Genomic DNA, 16,643 nt, shown 5'->3' on the forward strand with positions numbered 1-16,643 from the left:
CTATTTTATTTTTTTAATTAGATTATGCTAAAATGGGAAAAGATGATTTTTGGATGTGATTCGTTACGTTCATGGGGAGAAAAGGACGTGTAAAAGTGAAAGGACAACAAGGTATACCTGTCTCAATTGACTTTGAGACTTTGATAAAAGATCCACACGGGCGTGATAAAATCAGTTTTCAAGCAAATGGCCTATACTATAAAAAAGATGATGTTTCATATTTATTATTTGATGAAAATCACGAGGATCGAAAAGTAAAGGCTACTATGAAAATAGGTAAAGGGGAAGTAACGATTATTCGAAATGGCGGAGTTATGATGCGTCATCAATATCGAGTAAATGAAACGACTGAAGGTACTTTCTCAAATGAGTTAGGCGTATTTCAAACGAAGGCATATACAAAAAAACTACAATTTCTAGTATCTGAAGAACCTTTGAAAGGGTTACTTCAATTAGGATATAAGTTATTCGTAGGAGATGAAAATGCTGGTTCGTATAACATTACAGTATCAATTAAGGAGGCAACGAAATGAATACATTAGAACAAGTAAAAAATCGATTGAAAAATGAGATCGAAGCTGCGGTATTAAAAGCAGGACTAGCAACAGAGGAACAATTACCTCAAGTCGTATTAGAAACACCAAAAGATAAAGCGCACGGAGATTTTTCAACAAATATGGCGATGCAATTAGCACGAGTTGCTAAAAAGGCTCCTAGAATGATTGCAGAGGAGTTAATTAATTCTTTTGATCAAAGTAAGGCAAGCATTCAAAAAGTGGAAATTGCTGGACCAGGATTCATCAATTTCTATATGGATAATAGTTACTTAACTGATTTAATCCCTACAATTATTAAATCTGGAAACGAATATGGCCAAACAAACTTTGGTAACGGTGAAAAGATTTTAGTTGAATTTGTTTCAGCGAATCCGACTGGAGATTTACATTTAGGACATGCTCGTGGAGCAGCGTTTGGAGATTCACTATGTAATATTTTAGACAAAGCAGGCTATGAAGTAACTCGAGAATATTATATTAACGATGCAGGTAACCAAATTAATAATTTAGCTTTATCAGTAGAAGCTCGTTATATGCAAGCTCTTGGAATGGATAAAGAAATGCCTGCAGATGGCTACCATGGGGCAGATATTATTGAGATTGGTAAAACATTAGCTGCTGAATTTGGTGACCGTTATATGAATGAACCAGAAGATACTCGCTACAAATTCTTCCGTGAGTATGGTTTAAAATTAGAAATGGAGAAACTGCAACGAGATCTACGTAATTTCAGAGTAGACTTTGATGTATGGTATTCAGAAACGTCATTATATGAAAACGGTAAAGTGCTAGAGGCTCTTGATGATTTAAAACAACGTGGTGAAACATATGAAGAAGAAGGAGCGACGTGGTTCCGTTCTACAACATATGGAGATGATAAAGACCGTGTACTGATTAAAAGTGACGGCTCGTATACTTATTTAACTCCGGATATCGCTTATCACCGTGACAAGCTTAGTCGAGGAGCAGATAAATTAATTGATATTCTTGGAGCTGACCATCACGGATATATTCCTCGAATGAAAGCAGCAATTCAAGCGCTAGGTTATAATGCTGATACGCTAGAAGTAGAAATTATCCAAATGGTTCAGTTATATCAAGACGGTCAAAAAGTAAAAATGAGTAAACGCACAGGTAAAGCAGTAACTCTACGTGATCTAATGGAAGAAGTAGGTATTGATGCGACACGTTATTTCTTTGCAATGCGTGGATGTGACTCACATTTAGATTTTGATATGGACTTAGCTGTGTCTAAATCAAACGAAAACCCAGTGTATTATTCTCAATACGCACACGCTCGTGTGTGTAGTATTCTTCGTCAAGGAGAAGAAATGGGTATTGTTTACAATGGAGAAGCTGATTATAGCCTTGTTTCATCTGAAAAGGAATATGAGTTATTAAAGAAATTAGGAGAATTCCCAGCGGTGGTTTCATTAGCTGCTTCAAAACGTACTCCTCATCATATTACAAACTATGTGTTTGAATTAGCGGGTACATTCCACAGTTTCTATAATGCAGAAAAGGTGTTAGATCCTGAAAATGTTGAAAAATCAAAGGCTAGATTGGCATTAATGAAAGCTGTTCAAGTTACATTACAAAATGCATTAGCTTTAGTTGGAGTTTCTGCACCAGAAAAAATGTAAGTAATTTAGTGAAAGTATCATATCCCTATTTGGGGTATGGTACTTTTTTTGTTTGATAAATTACAATCAATCGATTTACTAAATATAAATTTGTAATATTTTAGTTTGATAATAGATAAAAAAATGTCGGTAAATAGGGAAAGAAAACAAATTTCACCATTTTTTTATAAATTTCTTAAAACGACCCCCTAAAAAAAGAAATTCTCTGCGAATAGATATAGTGAGAATAAATAAGAAATTATTACTAAGGGGAAAAAACTCATGAAAAAGTTATTAGTACATACAACTGCAACAGCATTATTACTATCTCAGTTAGGTTTCTCAAGTTCAGTACTTGCTGCAGAAAATGAAACTGTTTCACCAACTGACACAAAAGAAGAAGCACCTGCATTAGTTAAAGGCGATTTCTTCTACTTTGTAAAAACAACTGTAGAAAAAATTCAACTATTACTAACAACAAATAAAGTTAAAGAAGCAGAACTTTTATCTAAATTTGCACAAGAGCGTATCCATGAAGCAAGAGAATTAATAAAAGAAGGCAAAGAAGATTTAGCAAAAGAAACAATAAAAGAAGCTTTAGGCAAGATTGAAGTTGCTCAAGGCCAACTTGACAGTAAACAACCAACTGCTACAGAACCAGCTGATGATTCAACTAAAGTAGAAAATGAAGAACAAGATAAAGCTAAAACAGAAAAAGAACATGTTGAAAAACATGACAAACAAAAATTAACAAAAGAGCAAAAAGAAATTGCCAAAGTTCAACACCATCTAAATAATAATTTACTTGTATTGGCAAATGTTTTAGATCAAGTTAAAAATCCAAAAGCAAAAGCTGCAATTGCTAAAAATATTGAAAAGAGCTTTAATAAAATTTCTGAAAGACTAGAGAAAGTCTTAAAGCATACAGAACAGGATTCACCAGTTTTAAAACCAGTTATTACAGTTCAATATCCTGATGCAACGGCAGAACAGTCAGCTACTCCAGAAGTTATTACAACAGTTACTAAAATTGAAGACGTAAATGATACAGAAGTTAAAAATGTTAATGAAGATGACCAAGGTGAAAATGATGACAAAGAAGCAGCTACTCATGTTGCTACAAAACCTGTAACAGTAGAGCATAAGGTAGGATATCAACATAAGTCAAAAGAAGTAAAACCAGTTAAAGTAAAAGTTGAAAAAGAAGAAAAACAGATAAAGCATGTAGTAAAACACGTAGTAAAGCATGAAAATGATACAAACCATAGAAATCAAGGTGAACATGAAAAGCGTGGAAAACATAAGGGAAATGAAAAGCAAGAGTGGAAAAAAAATCATAACTCAAATAACCAAGGTGAAAACCATGGAAATGGACATGGACATGGTAAAAACTAATAAGTGATTATTTCCATTCACCTTTCAATAAAATCATATGGAACATTTCATAGGTTGAGATATGCTTAAGTTTAATGACTAAATTTAACTGGTGCCTCATACATTCATTTGATTATATAATGAGTGGAGGCGCCTTTAAGTTTAAACGGCTAAGCAATCCTCTTTTGAAAGGAGATCGGGTCTTGTTACTTACAATTTTTCAGACGCTTTATAAAAGAAGAGAAAAGATTGAAGAGATTGTATTAACAATACAACAATCTTCATCAAAAGAACTAGATGACTTTATAGTTCAATATACTCCTTTTATAAACAAAACTGTTTCTACTATTTGTGGAAGATATATATCTAATCAAGAAGATGAATTTAGTATTGGTTTAAATGCATTTCATGAAGCTATTAAACTATATTCATATAAAAAAGGTGCATCATTTCTATCTTTTGCTAAGTTGATCATAAAGCGAGAGTTAATTGATTTCTTTCGCAAGGAATCTAAATACCAATCATTGACTTTTGAACAAACTAACTCAGATGATATACATAAACAATATGATGACCATGTGTATAACTCTTATATAAAAAACTTTGATGAAATAAATCGTAAAGAGGAAATTATTCATTTCAGTGAGATGCTTAAACAATTTGGAATTTCATTAGAAACTTTAGTTGAGGTTTCACCTAAACACGAAGATACAAGAGAGCATATTTTTTCAGTTGTAGACCTTATTACATCTGATGAAGAAATGCTGACTTTTCTATATAAAAAGAAAAAATTACCGATGAATAAACTAGAAACGAAAGTTAATATTAGTCGAAAAACACTTGAAAAACATAGAAAATATATCATTGCCATGAGCATTATAAAGGTCAATGAGTATATGTATTTACAAAACTATTTGAAAAGGGGGAGCTGAAGATGAACAATGGTATTGTATTAAAAATTACCCGCTCATCCGTAGTTGTACTAACTGCGAACGGAGAGTATTTAAAATGTAAAAAGTTATTGTCATCCTATTCGATTGGTGAAGAAATTCAGTTCCCCAACAATGCAATTATTTTAAATAAAAAAGTGAAAATGAGTTTTCCTAAATTAATACCTGTCGTAATAGCTAGTGGATTAATTCTTTTTTCTTTTTTATTTGTAAATAAGAACAAGAATGAAGCGTTGGCCGCAGGAATGGTTACAATTGACACTAAGGCAAAAGTTTCATTAATATTGGACAAACAATTAAATGTTATTAAATTAAAAGGTCATAATGAACAAGGTAAAAAAGTAATCGACAAAATGGATAACTGGAAGAACGAGCCTATCCATTTGGTTATGGATGAATTAGTTGGTGAAATGGAGAAATCTAAGGTAATTGAACCAAATGAAAAAATCAATCTAAATGGTGAAATGAAAAAAGAATTTGAACATAAACAAAGTGAGTTAAATCATGAATTGAAGGATATTCAAGAAAGCCATAGTCATATAAAAAAACCAGAATCTAAGGAACTAAATCAGCCTAAGATTAAAACTCAAAATCAACATAAACAAGAAAAAAGTTCTATTTCTAATTCAACGAAAGTGACAAAAGGCGAAACTAATTACAATGACAAATCTAATTTAAAGTCACCTACAATCGCAAAAGAAAAAAATAATAATAAAGGTCATTCACAAGAAGTTCAGAACAATAGACATCAAGATGGGCAATGGGGACATAAGCAACCTTATTCGAATCATAGACATCAAGTGGAACACCATGAATCATCGAATCAAAATCAAAAGAAACAATACACCAACTATAAAAAGCATCAAGACGAAAAAAAAAATGACTATAATGATGACCGTAAATTAAGAAGAACTACTAATGAACAACGAAAATATATAAATAATAAAGAATGTTATAAGTGCAATACTCGTTATAAAACCAATGGAAATGAGAACAGACAAATTAATGGCTGGCAAAATAGCAGTAAAAAACGCTCAGATTAATAATCTGAGCATTTTTTGTCCAAATACCAATCTAAACTCATGAATGAATAAAAACCCAAGAAATGCAAAACAAAGTGATCTTGAAAGTCAGATTCATTAAACAGTTTTGTTAAAGCTAAAAGAAGCCCTCAAGATAAGTTAAACTTACTTAAGGGCTACATTAGTATATAGGAACTTCTTAAATGCTTTCCTAACCCCTTTATTTTCTCCTGAAAGGACTTCGGTCAGCATCTTAATTAACTTCGATCATACCACCACTTATTCGCTTATATCCCCTCAATTTAGACAGATCTTCCATTAATTGCAATAAAGCTAAATCCTTTTTTTTCGATTCAATCATTATATCGATATCATTTCCAATTGATCTAACAATGTCAAAAAAGGGCTTAATAAAATCAAGGTCAATTAAATCTGAATGCGCTCTAAACTCTTTATCAGATTTCGGGGATGAAATATGAATTTTAGGTTTCAAATTTGTATGTTCCCAAGTAGAGAATATAAGGGGTAATAATTTCTCTAACGGCTCTTCACATAAGTTTGCCATATGATGATGATAGTCAAATACGAGTGGAATTCCTTCGTTTTTACAAACCATAAGTGTCTCACTGGTATTATACGTTTTATCGTCATTTTCTAGGGTCATTTGTTTTTTTACATGAGTAGGGAGTTTCTTTATATTTTCATAAAAACGTTGAATTGCAAGCTCTTTATTTCCATACGCTCCTCCAATATGTATATTAATGACGCTTTGTTCTGAAATACCCATCGCTTCTAGAACGTTATAATGATACTCCATATCAATAACAGCATTATCAGTTATATGAGGTTTATCACTTGTAAAAAGCGTGAACTGGTTAGGATGAAAGCTAACTCTTAATTCATGCTTCTTAATAAAATCACCTAGTTCTTTAAATTGTTTTTGAAAAATATTAATATAATCAAATTCTACATCTGGATGAGTTGCCAAAGGTACCATTGATGAAGACATTCTATATAAGGGAATTTGTTGCCCTACATTATAATGAAGGGCCCTATATGTATTTTCAATATTTTGCGATGTAACATAAACTAATTTCTCTAAACGTTCGTCACGGTCAAGGGCTTTATAACGTGTAAAAGTAAGAGTTTTTGCAGGTGAACAATTATATAATGATAATGCATGAGATACATATCCAAATCGAATAATCATCGTTTGTTCACCTCTACATCGGTTTTTGTATTGTACAAAATATTACATTAATGGAGAAAGAAGCTTAGATAAAAGCTTGCGACATTTCCATAGGAATGTTGTATTTTTATAATGTCCAATAGGATATGATTTAGAGCATTCTAAGTCCTTTACGAAAATCTCTTTGATCTTCATTATGAAAGACTCATTTGAAAAAATACAACTCCATTCATCATTTATGCATAGACTTCTACGATCAAAGTTAACGGATCCTACATCACAGCAACAATCATCGATGAGTAATACTTTGGCATGAAAGAATCCTTTTTGATAATGAAAAACTTCTCCACCACCTTCTAAAATTAAAAGGAGATGTGGGAAACTTGCCTCTTTAACTAGTCTGTGATCTTCTTTTTCCGGGATCATTACGCATATGTGGACCCCTCGATTAAGAGCGGCAAGAAGTGCGTTCATCAGTTTTTTTGTTGGAATAAAATAAGGTGTACCAATATAAATATGTTTTTTCGCTTGATCTATTAGATCTTTATATAGGTTTTCGATACGTACAAAGTCCGACGAATAGAAGTGATGCTCGATTTTACCTTTTGTTAATTCATTATCTTCAATAAGTGTAAAGGATTCGCCGCCACTTCTAACCCAGTCGATTAAAAATTGAACGTGTAAATCCTTTACACCTTCACCAGTCATTCGGATATGATAATCTCTCCAATAACCTAATTCTTCATCAAAACCGATGTATTCTTTGCCAATGTTAAAACCACCAAAATAGCCGATTTTTTGATCTATTACTGTAATCTTACGATGGTTACGGTGTTGAAATCGATAAATAGTATATGGAAATCCAGTCCGACGATTAAAAAATACTTCCACGCCATTTTCTTTTAGTTTTTTTATTCTTTTACGCTTAAGTCTAAAACTTCCGATCCAATCAACAAGCAAACGTACTTGTAATCCTTGTTGTGCTTTTCTTTCGAGTAGTGATAAAAATTTTTCGGATGTTTCATCGTTTCGGACAATATAAAAAAGCATAGAAATGCTACTTCTTGCTTCTGTAATATCGTCTAGAAGTTGCTGGTACAATTTATTACCATCCGTTATTAACATTGTTTCACTATATCTTTTTTTAAATGGACAAGTTTGATCATATTTATGAAATGCTTTATAACCAAAATAAAGATCTAAGACAGCAAGGAGTATAAGAAAAAGTAGAGCAATTAAGCAAATGCAAAGAATCATATAATTTAACTCCTTTACCTTTTACGTGTTGATAGTATGACCATATACATTGAAGAATATGAAAAAGAGCCAATTTAATATGAAAAAGTATTTGACTGAATAGTCATTCATAATATAATTAAATTATATATTTTCTGAATATTATTATGGTTATAAATTTTTAAACAGTAAGCGTTTTCTTTATAGCCGGTAAAATTGGGGGAGGAATACATCATGAATCATGCACTTTTGTATTTGAACGCACTTGGGTTTGTGGCAATTACAGTTTATGCAATTTATTTATTCATTTACCTGATTAAAACAAGAATTGCCTACATCAAATTAGGTAAAAAAGAAGAATTTGAAAGGAATTTGAAAGAACGCTTTCAAAAAATTTGGGTCAATGTTTTTGGACAAAAAAAGCTTTTGAAAGATAAGAAAAGTGGATTTATTCATTTGTTATTCTTTTATGGATTCATTTTAGTTCAAGCCGGAGCTTTAGACTTTATTTTAAGAGGTCTTATTCCTGGGGTACATTTACCACTTGGACCTTTATATGGTGCATTTACGTTTTTTGAAGAAATCGTTGCTTTATTAATATTGGTGGCAGTAGTTTGGGCCTTCCATAGACGATATATTGAAAAATTAGTTCGATTAAAAAGAGGTTGGAAAAGCGGTTTAGTTTTAATTTTCATTGGTTTACTAATGTTATCAACATTGTTTGGTAATGGTATGGGAATTATTTGGAGTGGAGAAGAAACGAGCTTCCACGAACCAATCGCATCTTTAATTGCGACAATTTTTAATGGTATTAGTGAACCTTTAGCCATTTCATTCTTTTATGTTGCTTGGTGGATTCACTTAATTACACTTTTAACGTTCTTAGTGTACGTGCCACAATCAAAGCACGCCCATTTACTTGCCGGTCCAGCAAACGTATATTTTAATCGTTTAACGAAGGCAGGAAAATTAGAAAAAATAGATTTTGAAGATGAAACACAAGAGACATTTGGCGTTGGAAAAATCAGCGACTTTCGTCAATCACAGTTAATTGACTTATATGCTTGTGTAGAATGTGGTCGTTGTACAAACGTCTGTCCGGCAACTGCAACTGGAAAAATGCTTTCACCAATGGATTTAATATTAAAACTTCGTGATCATTTAACTGAAACTGGAGCAGTTGTAACATCTCGTGCACCTTGGGTTCCAACTGTTGCATTTTCAAAAACAAAAGGAAATCAATTAGCATTTGCCTCCCAAGGAAATCAAGAAACAGCAGCAACATTGGAATATAGTCCAAGTTTAATTGGTGACGTAATTACTGAAGAAGAGATTTGGGCATGTACAACTTGTCGTAACTGTGAAGATCAATGTCCTGTAATGAATGAGCACGTTGAAAAAGTAATTGATTTACGACGTTATTTAGTTTTAACAGAAGGTAAGATGCAACCAGATGCTCAACGTGCAATGACAAATATTGAACGTCAAGGAAATCCATGGGGATTAAATCGTAAAGACCGTGAAAACTGGAGAGAACTTGATGAAAGCATTCATATCCCAACTGTAAAAGAAGCTAAAAAAGCAGGAGAAGAAATTGAGTACTTATTCTGGGTTGGTTCAATGGGTTCATATGATAATCGAAGCCAAAAAATCGCATTAGCTTTTGCAAAACTTATGAATGAAGCTGGAATTAAGTTTGCTATTTTAGGTAATAAGGAGAAAAATTCTGGTGACACACCTAGACGATTAGGTCAAGAATTCCTATTCCAAGAGTTAGCAAGTAATAATATAGCAGAAATAGAAAAAGCAGAAGTAAGTAAATTAGTAACAATTGATCCACATGCTTATAACACATTTAAAAATGAATATCCTGATTTTGGTTTGAAAATTGAAGTTTATCATCATACAGAATTATTAGCTCAATGGGTTAAAGAAGGTAAGTTGAAGCCAGTTCATGAAGTGAATGAAGTGATCACGTACCATGATTCATGTTATTTAGGGCGATACAATGAAGTTTACGAAGCTCCTAGGGATATTCTTCGTGCTATTCCTGGTGTCAAGCTTATTGAAATGGAACGTAAACGTGAAACAGGTATGTGCTGTGGAGCGGGTGGAGGATTAATGTGGATGGAAGAGCATGTTGGAAACCGCATTAATGTGACACGTACTGAACAAGCACTTGCTGTCAGTCCAAATGTAATTGGAACAGGTTGTCCTTATTGCTTAACAATGCTATCAGATGGAACAAAAGCAAAAGAAGTAGAAGAAAGTGTTAAAACACTGGATATAGCAGAGCTGTTAGAGTTATCGATTTTTGGTGACAAACAAAGCCAAGCTTCGTAAAAGTTCTATAACTATACAATTTTCATGAATTAACAATGAAAGGTGTGCGACTTGTACACCTTTTAATTGGTGAATTGATGTTTATAGGATTTTTTTATAGAGGAGAAATAGATAAAAATTTTAAGGGGGAATAAGGGATGAGTAAAACAGTTATAGTAAGTGCAGTTCGTACACCATTAGGACGTTTTGGAGGAGCTTTAAAAGGCTTTAGTGCTGCCCAGTTAGGTGGTATCGCAATTAAAGAAACGTTGAGCCGTGTTAACCATCCGTTAGAATCAATTGATGATGTAATAATGGGAACTGTTTTACAAGCTGGACAAGGACAATTACCTTCAAGACAGGCGCTTCATAATGCGGGACTACCTTGGGAAACAAGATCAGAAACAATAAATAAAGTGTGTGCATCTGGTATGCGTAGTGTTATGCTTTCAGATTTATTGATTCGATCTGGCGAAAGTAAACGTATAGTTGCAGGTGGAATGGAATCCATGAGTAATACACCTTTTTATCAAACCTCTTTAAGATGGGGAAATAAAATGGGGAATACAGAGATAAAAGATGGGGTTCTATTGGATGGTTTAACTTGTTCATTTACTGGAGTTCATATGGGTACATATGGAAATGAAGTTGCTAAAATCGAAAACTTATCTCGTGAACAACAAGATGAGTGGGCACTTCGTAGTCATCAACTTGCGGTGGAATCGATTAAAACAGGTAAATTTAAAGATGAGATTGTAGCGATTGAGTCAGTTGATAAAAAAGGAGTCGTTACAAAAATTGAAGAAGATGAGTGTCCAAGGGTGGATACTACAATTGAAAAACTAGCAAAACTATCACCAGCATTTGACCGTGACGGAACAATTACAGCTGGTAACGCACCTGGACTTAATGACGGAGCTGCAGCTCTTTTATTAATGAGCGAGGAAGAAGCAAAACTAAATGGTTACTTACCATTAGCTACAATTGTTGCAACAGAATCAATGGCTACAGAAGCAAAGGACTTCCCAAGAACTCCGGGATATGTTATTCAAAAATTATTACAAAAAACAAATAAAAAGATTTCAGATATTGATTTATTTGAAATTAACGAAGCATTTGCAGCAGTAGTATTAGCAAGTTCAAAAATTGCAGATATACCTTTAGAAAAAATTAATGTAAATGGTGGTGCAATCGCTCTAGGACATCCTATTGGAGCAAGTGGTGCAAGAATCATTGTTTCATTAATTCATGCTCTTAAAAACAGAGGTGGCGGCTTAGGAATTGCTGCAATCTGCAGCGGCGGTGGTCAAGGAGACGCAGTTTTAGTAGAGGTACGATAAGAGGGAAAAGCAAGAAATGCAGGTATGGGATGAGCAGGAAAGGTATGGAGGGGAATAGAGCCTTTCACCTAAGTACTGCCTCCCTTTTGCTGTTAATTTTTGCTTTTCTTTTTTTGTTTTTTGCCTATTATCTTGATCTTGTTTTTCCTTCCTTCTAGAATGAAAAATTTTTCTACAAAAAATAACAGGAATTTTCAGATTTTTGTCTAATATTATACGAAGTAGACTATCTTTTAGTCAAAGTAGAAATATTTTTGTTAACGCTTACAAAATTCGACAAAAACAACATGGCAGTGATAAGGGGGCAATTAAGTTAAAGGGAATAGGATATAGAATAATGATCTTTAATGAAACCCTTTATTTAATTGTGATCCTTGTCCTAGCAAAAAATCGGGGGAAATGATCTATGCAATTTCGTTTAAGTGAAGAACATGAAATGATTCGTAAAATGGTAAGAGATTTTGCTAGAAATGAGGTTGCTCCGTCTGCTGCTGAGCGTGATGAGCATGAAAAATTTGATCGTTCCATTTTTGATCAAATGGCTGAGTTGGGATTAACAGGTATTCCATTCCCAGAGGAATATGGCGGAATCGGTAGTGATTACTTAGCTTACGTTATCGCAGTTGAAGAACTTTCTAGAGTTTGTGCTTCAACAGGTGTAACTTTATCAGCACACACTTCATTAGCTAGTTGGCCGATATATAAATTTGGTACAGAAGAACAAAAACAAAAATTCTTAAAACCGTTAGCACAAGGAACAAAAATCGGTGCATATGGATTAACTGAACCAGGATCTGGATCAGATGCTGGTGGTATGAGAACGACTGCAAGAAAAGAAGGAAATGAATATATATTAAATGGTTCGAAAATATTTATTACGAACGGTGGAGAAGCGGAAATTTACGTTGTATTTGCGGTGACTGACCCTACTAATAAACACGGAGTTTCTGCGTTTATCGTTGAAAGTGATACGCCAGGTTTTTCAGTTGGTAAGAAAGAAAGTAAATTAGGTATTCGTTCATCACCAACAACTGAAATTATTTTTGAAGAATGCCGTATCCCAGCTGAAAATCTATTAGGAGAAGAAGGTAAAGGATTTAAAGTTGCGATGCAAACCCTTGATGGTGGTAGAAATGGAATCGCTGCTCAAGCAGTCGGGATTGCACAAGGTGCTTTAGATGCTTCAGTTGATTATGCTAAAGAGCGTGTTCAATTTGGCAAACCAATTATTGCTCAACAAGGTATCTCTTTTAAACTTGCGGAGATGGCAACTAGTATTGAAGCTTCTCGTCTATTAACTTATCAAGCTGCATGGTTGGAATCTAATGGACTTCCATATGGCAAGGAATCTGCAATGTCAAAATTATTTGCTGGAGATACTGCAATGAAAGTTACAACAGAAGCAGTACAAGTATTTGGTGGGTATGGATATACAAAAGATTATCCGGTAGAACGCTTTATGAGGGATGCTAAAATTACACAAATTTATGAAGGAACACAAGAAATTCAAAAACTAGTAATCTCAAGAATGCTGTAAAAATAAAATATTTTATGCTTCTTTTCGCATTAAGATGATTAGGAACGCTTGGTACAAGGGAAAATGGATTTCCTTTACCAAGTTTTCTTTTACAAAAAAGGCAATTATAATTTCGGGGGATGATTAGTATGGTAGAAAAGTATCAAGCTAAGCACAAGATTCGTTTCGTTACTGCATCAAGTTTATTTGATGGCCATGATGTTTCAATCAATATGATTAGAAGATTATTGCAAGAAAATGGTGTTGAAGTTATTCATTTAGGCCATAACCGATCTGTAGAAGAAATTATTAACGCAGCAATTCAAGAGGATGTACAAGGTATTTCAATTTCTTCCTACCAAGGTGGACATATGGAGTACTTTAAATATATGTACGATTTGCTTCAAGAAAGAGGCGCATCTCACATCAAGTTATTTGGTGGCGGTGGCGGCGTAATTCTGCCTAAAGAGCAAGAAGAGCTAGAAGCATACGGTATTACAAAAATCTATTCACCTGAAGATGGCCGTATAATGGGACTTCAAGGAATGATCAATCATATGCTACAAAGCACTGATTTTCTTCCACCTTTGAAGGACTTAGAAAACGTTCAAAAACTATCTGCTACAAATCATAAAGAAATTGCAAGATTTATTACTTTAGCTGAAAATAAAGGCTCTCTTGATTCAAGTCTAGAGTTGGCTGCAACATTAGAAAAAACAGAAACTACTAAAAGTGTAGTCATTGGTATGACAGGTACTGGTGGAGCGGGTAAGAGTTCATTAACGGATGAACTAGTACGCCGTTTTATTCAAGAGTTTCCAGAAAAAACAATTGGTATTGTTTCAATTGATCCAACAAAACGTAAAACAGGTGGAGCGCTATTAGGTGATCGTATTCGTATGAATTCAATTCACCATCCAAATGTGTATATGAGAAGTTTAGCTACTCGAGATAGTCAATCTGAGATCTCAAATGCATTAGAGGATGCTATTTCAATATTAAAATCAGCTGATTTTGATGTTATTTTTGTTGAGACAAGTGGTATAGGTCAAGGCGATGCTGCAATTACTAAATACAGTGATATTCATTTGTATGTTATGACAAGTGAATTTGGAGCACCTTCTCAATTAGAAAAAATTGATATGATTGACTTTGCAGATTTAATCGCAATTAATAAATTTGAACGTCAAGGTTCTGAAGATGCATTACGTCTTGTTCAAAAACAATATCAACGTAGTCGCCATCTTTTCCATGATGATCCAGCTACAATGCCTGTATACGGAACAATCGCTAGCCAATTCAACGATGCAGGAACTAATAATTTATTTTTAGCTTTAACAAAATCAATTGAAAAACACACTGCAAATGAGTGGAGTACGACATATATTAAGCCGGGTAATGTTGAGAAACAACATGTCATTATACCAAGTAATCGTCGTTTTTATTTAAGAGAAATCGCAGAAACTGTAAGAAACTATCACGAAAAAACTGAAGTTGAGGCTCAAAAAGCTTCAAAGCTTTATCAAATTGAAGGAACGCTTTCTGAAATAGAGTCACAAAATATTGAAGATGCAAAACATACATTAGTAGATTTAAAAAATAAATTTGAAGAATCTCTTGCTCCATCTACAAAACAAGCTCTAAATCATTTTAAATTGATTAAAGAAGCTTATTCAAAAGATCAACTAGTACAAAAAATTAGAGATAAAGAAATTAAAGTTGATTTAACTACTACAACTTTGTCAGGTACAAAAATACCAAAAGTATCTGTACCGACATACAGAGATTATGGAGATTTATTAAGATGGGTAGCGAAAGAAAACGTACCTGGATATTTCCCATTTACAGCCGGCGTGTTCCCATTCAAGCGTCAAGATGAAGATCCGAAGAGACAATTTGCTGGAGAGGGACCACCAAGCAGAACAAATAAACGATTCCACTATCTATGTGAGAATGATCCAGCTAAACGTTTAAGTACAGCATTTGATTCAGTAACTCTATACGGAGAAGACCCAGCAATTCGTCCTGATATTTTTGGGAAAATTGGTGAGAGTGGCGTAAATGTATGTACTTTAGATAATATGATTGAGCTTTACAAAGGCTTTGATTTATGTAGTCCACAAACATCTGTTTCTATGACAATTAATGGTCCAGCACCAATAATTTTAGCTATGTTCTTAAATACTGCTATTCATCAACAAGTTGAAAAAAGGGAAAAAGAATTAGGTAGAATTTTAACAGTTGAAGAATTCACTGAAATAAAGCGAGAAACTTTACAAAAAGTTCGTGGTACTGTTCAAGCAGATATTTTAAAAGAGGATCAAGGGCAAAATACATGTATTTTCTCAACAGAATTCGCTTTGAAAATGATGGGAGATATTCAACAGTATTTCATTGATAATAATGTTCGTAATTATTATTCAGTTTCAATTTCTGGATACCATATTGCAGAAGCTGGAGCAAATCCAATTTCACAACTAGCATTCACTTTATCGAATGGATTCACTTATGTTGAATATTATTTAAGTCGAGGTATGAAGATTGACGATTTTGCACATAATTTATCGTTCTTCTTTAGTAATGGACTTGATGCTGAGTACTCAGTAATAGGACGTGTAGCAAGAAGAATTTGGGCAGTTACGATGAAAGAAAAATATGGTGCATCTGAACGTAGCCAAAAACTTAAATACCATGTTCAAACATCAGGTCGTTCATTACATGCTCAAGAAATGGCATTTAATGATATTCGTACAACATTACAAGCGTTATTAGCTTTATATGATAACTGTAACTCACTTCATACAAATGCATATGATGAGGCTGTTACAACTCCTACTGAGGAATCTGTACGTCGTGCAATGGCGATTCAGCTTATTATTCAAAAAGAAAATGGCCTATCGAAAAATGAAAACCCAATTCAAGGATCATTTATCATTGAACAGCTAACAGACTTAGTAGAAGAAGCAGTTTTAAAAGAGTTTGAGAGAATCAGTGACCGTGGTGGCGTATTAGGTGCGATGGAGCTTCAATATCAACGTGGTAAAATTCAAGAAGAGTCACTTTATTATGAAACACTTAAACATAGTGGTGAACTTCCAATCATAGGAGTTAACTCTTACATCAATCCTAACGAACAAATGGAATCAATCAATACTATGGAAATCGCTAGATCAAGTTACGAAGAAAAACAATCACAAATTGATCATGTAGAACAATTCCAAGTGAAACACAAATCAGAAGCGCAAGTCGCTCTAGAACAATTAAAACAAGTTGCACGCCAAAACGGTAATTTATTCGAAGAGCTAATGAATACTGTTCGCGTTGCTAGTTTAGGACAAATCACGCAAGCATTATACGAGGTAGGCGGACAATACCGTAGAAATATGTAAAAAAGAATTGTGAAAGAAAAGAAAAGGACATATGGCTGAAGTTAGGTAGAATGGGCGTCTTTTAGACGCTCATTTTACTATTTTCGTGAAAAATTAATCTAATATTGAAAAATATAGACAAGGTGC

Annotated in this window: 11 protein-coding genes; 9 read left to right on the forward strand and 2 right to left on the reverse strand. The window is 33.6% G+C overall.

Annotated elements, in window-relative coordinates; translation table 11 throughout:
- Positions 1-95 precede the first annotated feature (95 nt).
- The 5 genes from CN925_RS08535 (at position 96) to CN925_RS08555 (ending at position 5,546) form a co-directional block, all read left to right on the forward strand.
- Entirely contained in the window at positions 96-533 is a 438-nt protein-coding gene (locus CN925_RS08535; protein WP_180232903.1) for a YwiB family protein, read from the forward strand.
- Positions 530-2,200 (forward strand): arginine--tRNA ligase, encoded by a 1,671-nt coding sequence (gene argS, locus CN925_RS08540; protein ID WP_098845833.1) that lies wholly within the window; start codon positions 530-532, stop codon positions 2,198-2,200. Before CN925_RS08535 ends, argS begins: the two co-directional genes overlap by 4 nt.
- Before the next feature lie 261 nt (positions 2,201-2,461).
- Positions 2,462-3,574 carry a DUF5667 domain-containing protein gene (locus CN925_RS08545; RefSeq protein WP_098845834.1) on the forward strand — a complete coding sequence of 371 codons (1,113 nt, stop codon included), beginning with the start codon at positions 2,462-2,464 and terminating at the stop codon, positions 3,572-3,574.
- A 182-nt stretch (positions 3,575-3,756) separates the two neighbouring features.
- Positions 3,757-4,485 (forward strand): RNA polymerase sigma-I factor, encoded by a 729-nt coding sequence (sigI, locus tag CN925_RS08550; protein ID WP_180232904.1) that lies wholly within the window; start codon positions 3,757-3,759, stop codon positions 4,483-4,485.
- Positions 4,486-4,487: 2 nt separating this feature from the next.
- Entirely contained in the window at positions 4,488-5,546 is a 1,059-nt protein-coding gene (locus tag CN925_RS08555) for an anti-sigma factor domain-containing protein (RefSeq protein WP_098845836.1), read from the forward strand.
- A 232-nt stretch (positions 5,547-5,778) separates the two neighbouring features.
- Here CN925_RS08555 and uvsE read toward each other — a convergent pair whose 3' ends face one another.
- Both uvsE and cls read right to left on the reverse strand, forming a co-directional pair.
- A complete protein-coding gene (gene uvsE, locus CN925_RS08560) occupies positions 5,779-6,735 on the reverse strand; it encodes a UV DNA damage repair endonuclease UvsE (protein ID WP_098845837.1) in 957 nt (318 codons plus the stop codon).
- A 42-nt stretch (positions 6,736-6,777) separates the two neighbouring features.
- Complete coding sequence (gene cls / locus CN925_RS08565; protein WP_098845838.1) at positions 6,778-7,971, reverse strand: cardiolipin synthase; 1,194 nt, start codon at positions 7,969-7,971, stop codon at positions 6,778-6,780.
- A 213-nt stretch (positions 7,972-8,184) separates the two neighbouring features.
- On the opposite strand from cls, the gene CN925_RS08570 reads away from it, so the two are divergent.
- From CN925_RS08570 to icmF, 4 genes are all read left to right on the forward strand, one after another.
- Positions 8,185-10,293 (forward strand): (Fe-S)-binding protein, encoded by a 2,109-nt coding sequence (locus CN925_RS08570; RefSeq protein ID WP_098845839.1) that lies wholly within the window; start codon positions 8,185-8,187, stop codon positions 10,291-10,293.
- A 137-nt stretch (positions 10,294-10,430) separates the two neighbouring features.
- Positions 10,431-11,612 carry an acetyl-CoA C-acetyltransferase gene (locus CN925_RS08575; RefSeq protein WP_098845840.1) on the forward strand — a complete coding sequence of 394 codons (1,182 nt, stop codon included), beginning with the start codon at positions 10,431-10,433 and terminating at the stop codon, positions 11,610-11,612.
- A 406-nt stretch (positions 11,613-12,018) separates the two neighbouring features.
- The gene (locus tag CN925_RS08585; protein ID WP_098845842.1) at positions 12,019-13,149 is read left to right on the forward strand and encodes an acyl-CoA dehydrogenase; all 1,131 of its coding nucleotides are present in this window, start codon (positions 12,019-12,021) and stop codon (positions 13,147-13,149) included.
- A 128-nt stretch (positions 13,150-13,277) separates the two neighbouring features.
- Complete coding sequence (icmF, locus tag CN925_RS08590) at positions 13,278-16,517, forward strand: fused isobutyryl-CoA mutase/GTPase IcmF (protein ID WP_098845843.1); 3,240 nt, start codon at positions 13,278-13,280, stop codon at positions 16,515-16,517.
- The last annotated feature ends 126 nt before the right edge of the window (positions 16,518-16,643 follow it).

Origin of the sequence: Bacillus sp. AFS055030 (assembly GCF_002574545.1) — a bacterium.
GTDB lineage: Bacteria > Bacillota > Bacilli > Bacillales > Bacillaceae_G > Gottfriedia.

Bases quoted from the DNA above. Each gene is read 5' to 3' on its own strand.
- cls (WP_098845838.1), bottom strand. From the start codon at position 7,971: ATGATTCTTTGCATTTGCTTAATTGCTCTACTTTTTCTTATACTCCTT.
- CN925_RS08545 (WP_098845834.1), top strand. From the start codon at position 2,462: ATGAAAAAGTTATTAGTACATACAACTGCAACAGCATTATTACTATCT.
- CN925_RS08575 (WP_098845840.1), top strand. From the start codon at position 10,431: ATGAGTAAAACAGTTATAGTAAGTGCAGTTCGTACACCATTAGGACGT.
- argS (WP_098845833.1), top strand. From the start codon at position 530: ATGAATACATTAGAACAAGTAAAAAATCGATTGAAAAATGAGATCGAA.
- CN925_RS08570 (WP_098845839.1), top strand. From the start codon at position 8,185: ATGAATCATGCACTTTTGTATTTGAACGCACTTGGGTTTGTGGCAATT.
- icmF (WP_098845843.1), top strand. From the start codon at position 13,278: ATGGTAGAAAAGTATCAAGCTAAGCACAAGATTCGTTTCGTTACTGCA.
- uvsE (WP_098845837.1), bottom strand. From the start codon at position 6,735: ATGATTATTCGATTTGGATATGTATCTCATGCATTATCATTATATAAT.
- CN925_RS08555 (WP_098845836.1), top strand. From the start codon at position 4,488: ATGAACAATGGTATTGTATTAAAAATTACCCGCTCATCCGTAGTTGTA.
- CN925_RS08585 (WP_098845842.1), top strand. From the start codon at position 12,019: ATGCAATTTCGTTTAAGTGAAGAACATGAAATGATTCGTAAAATGGTA.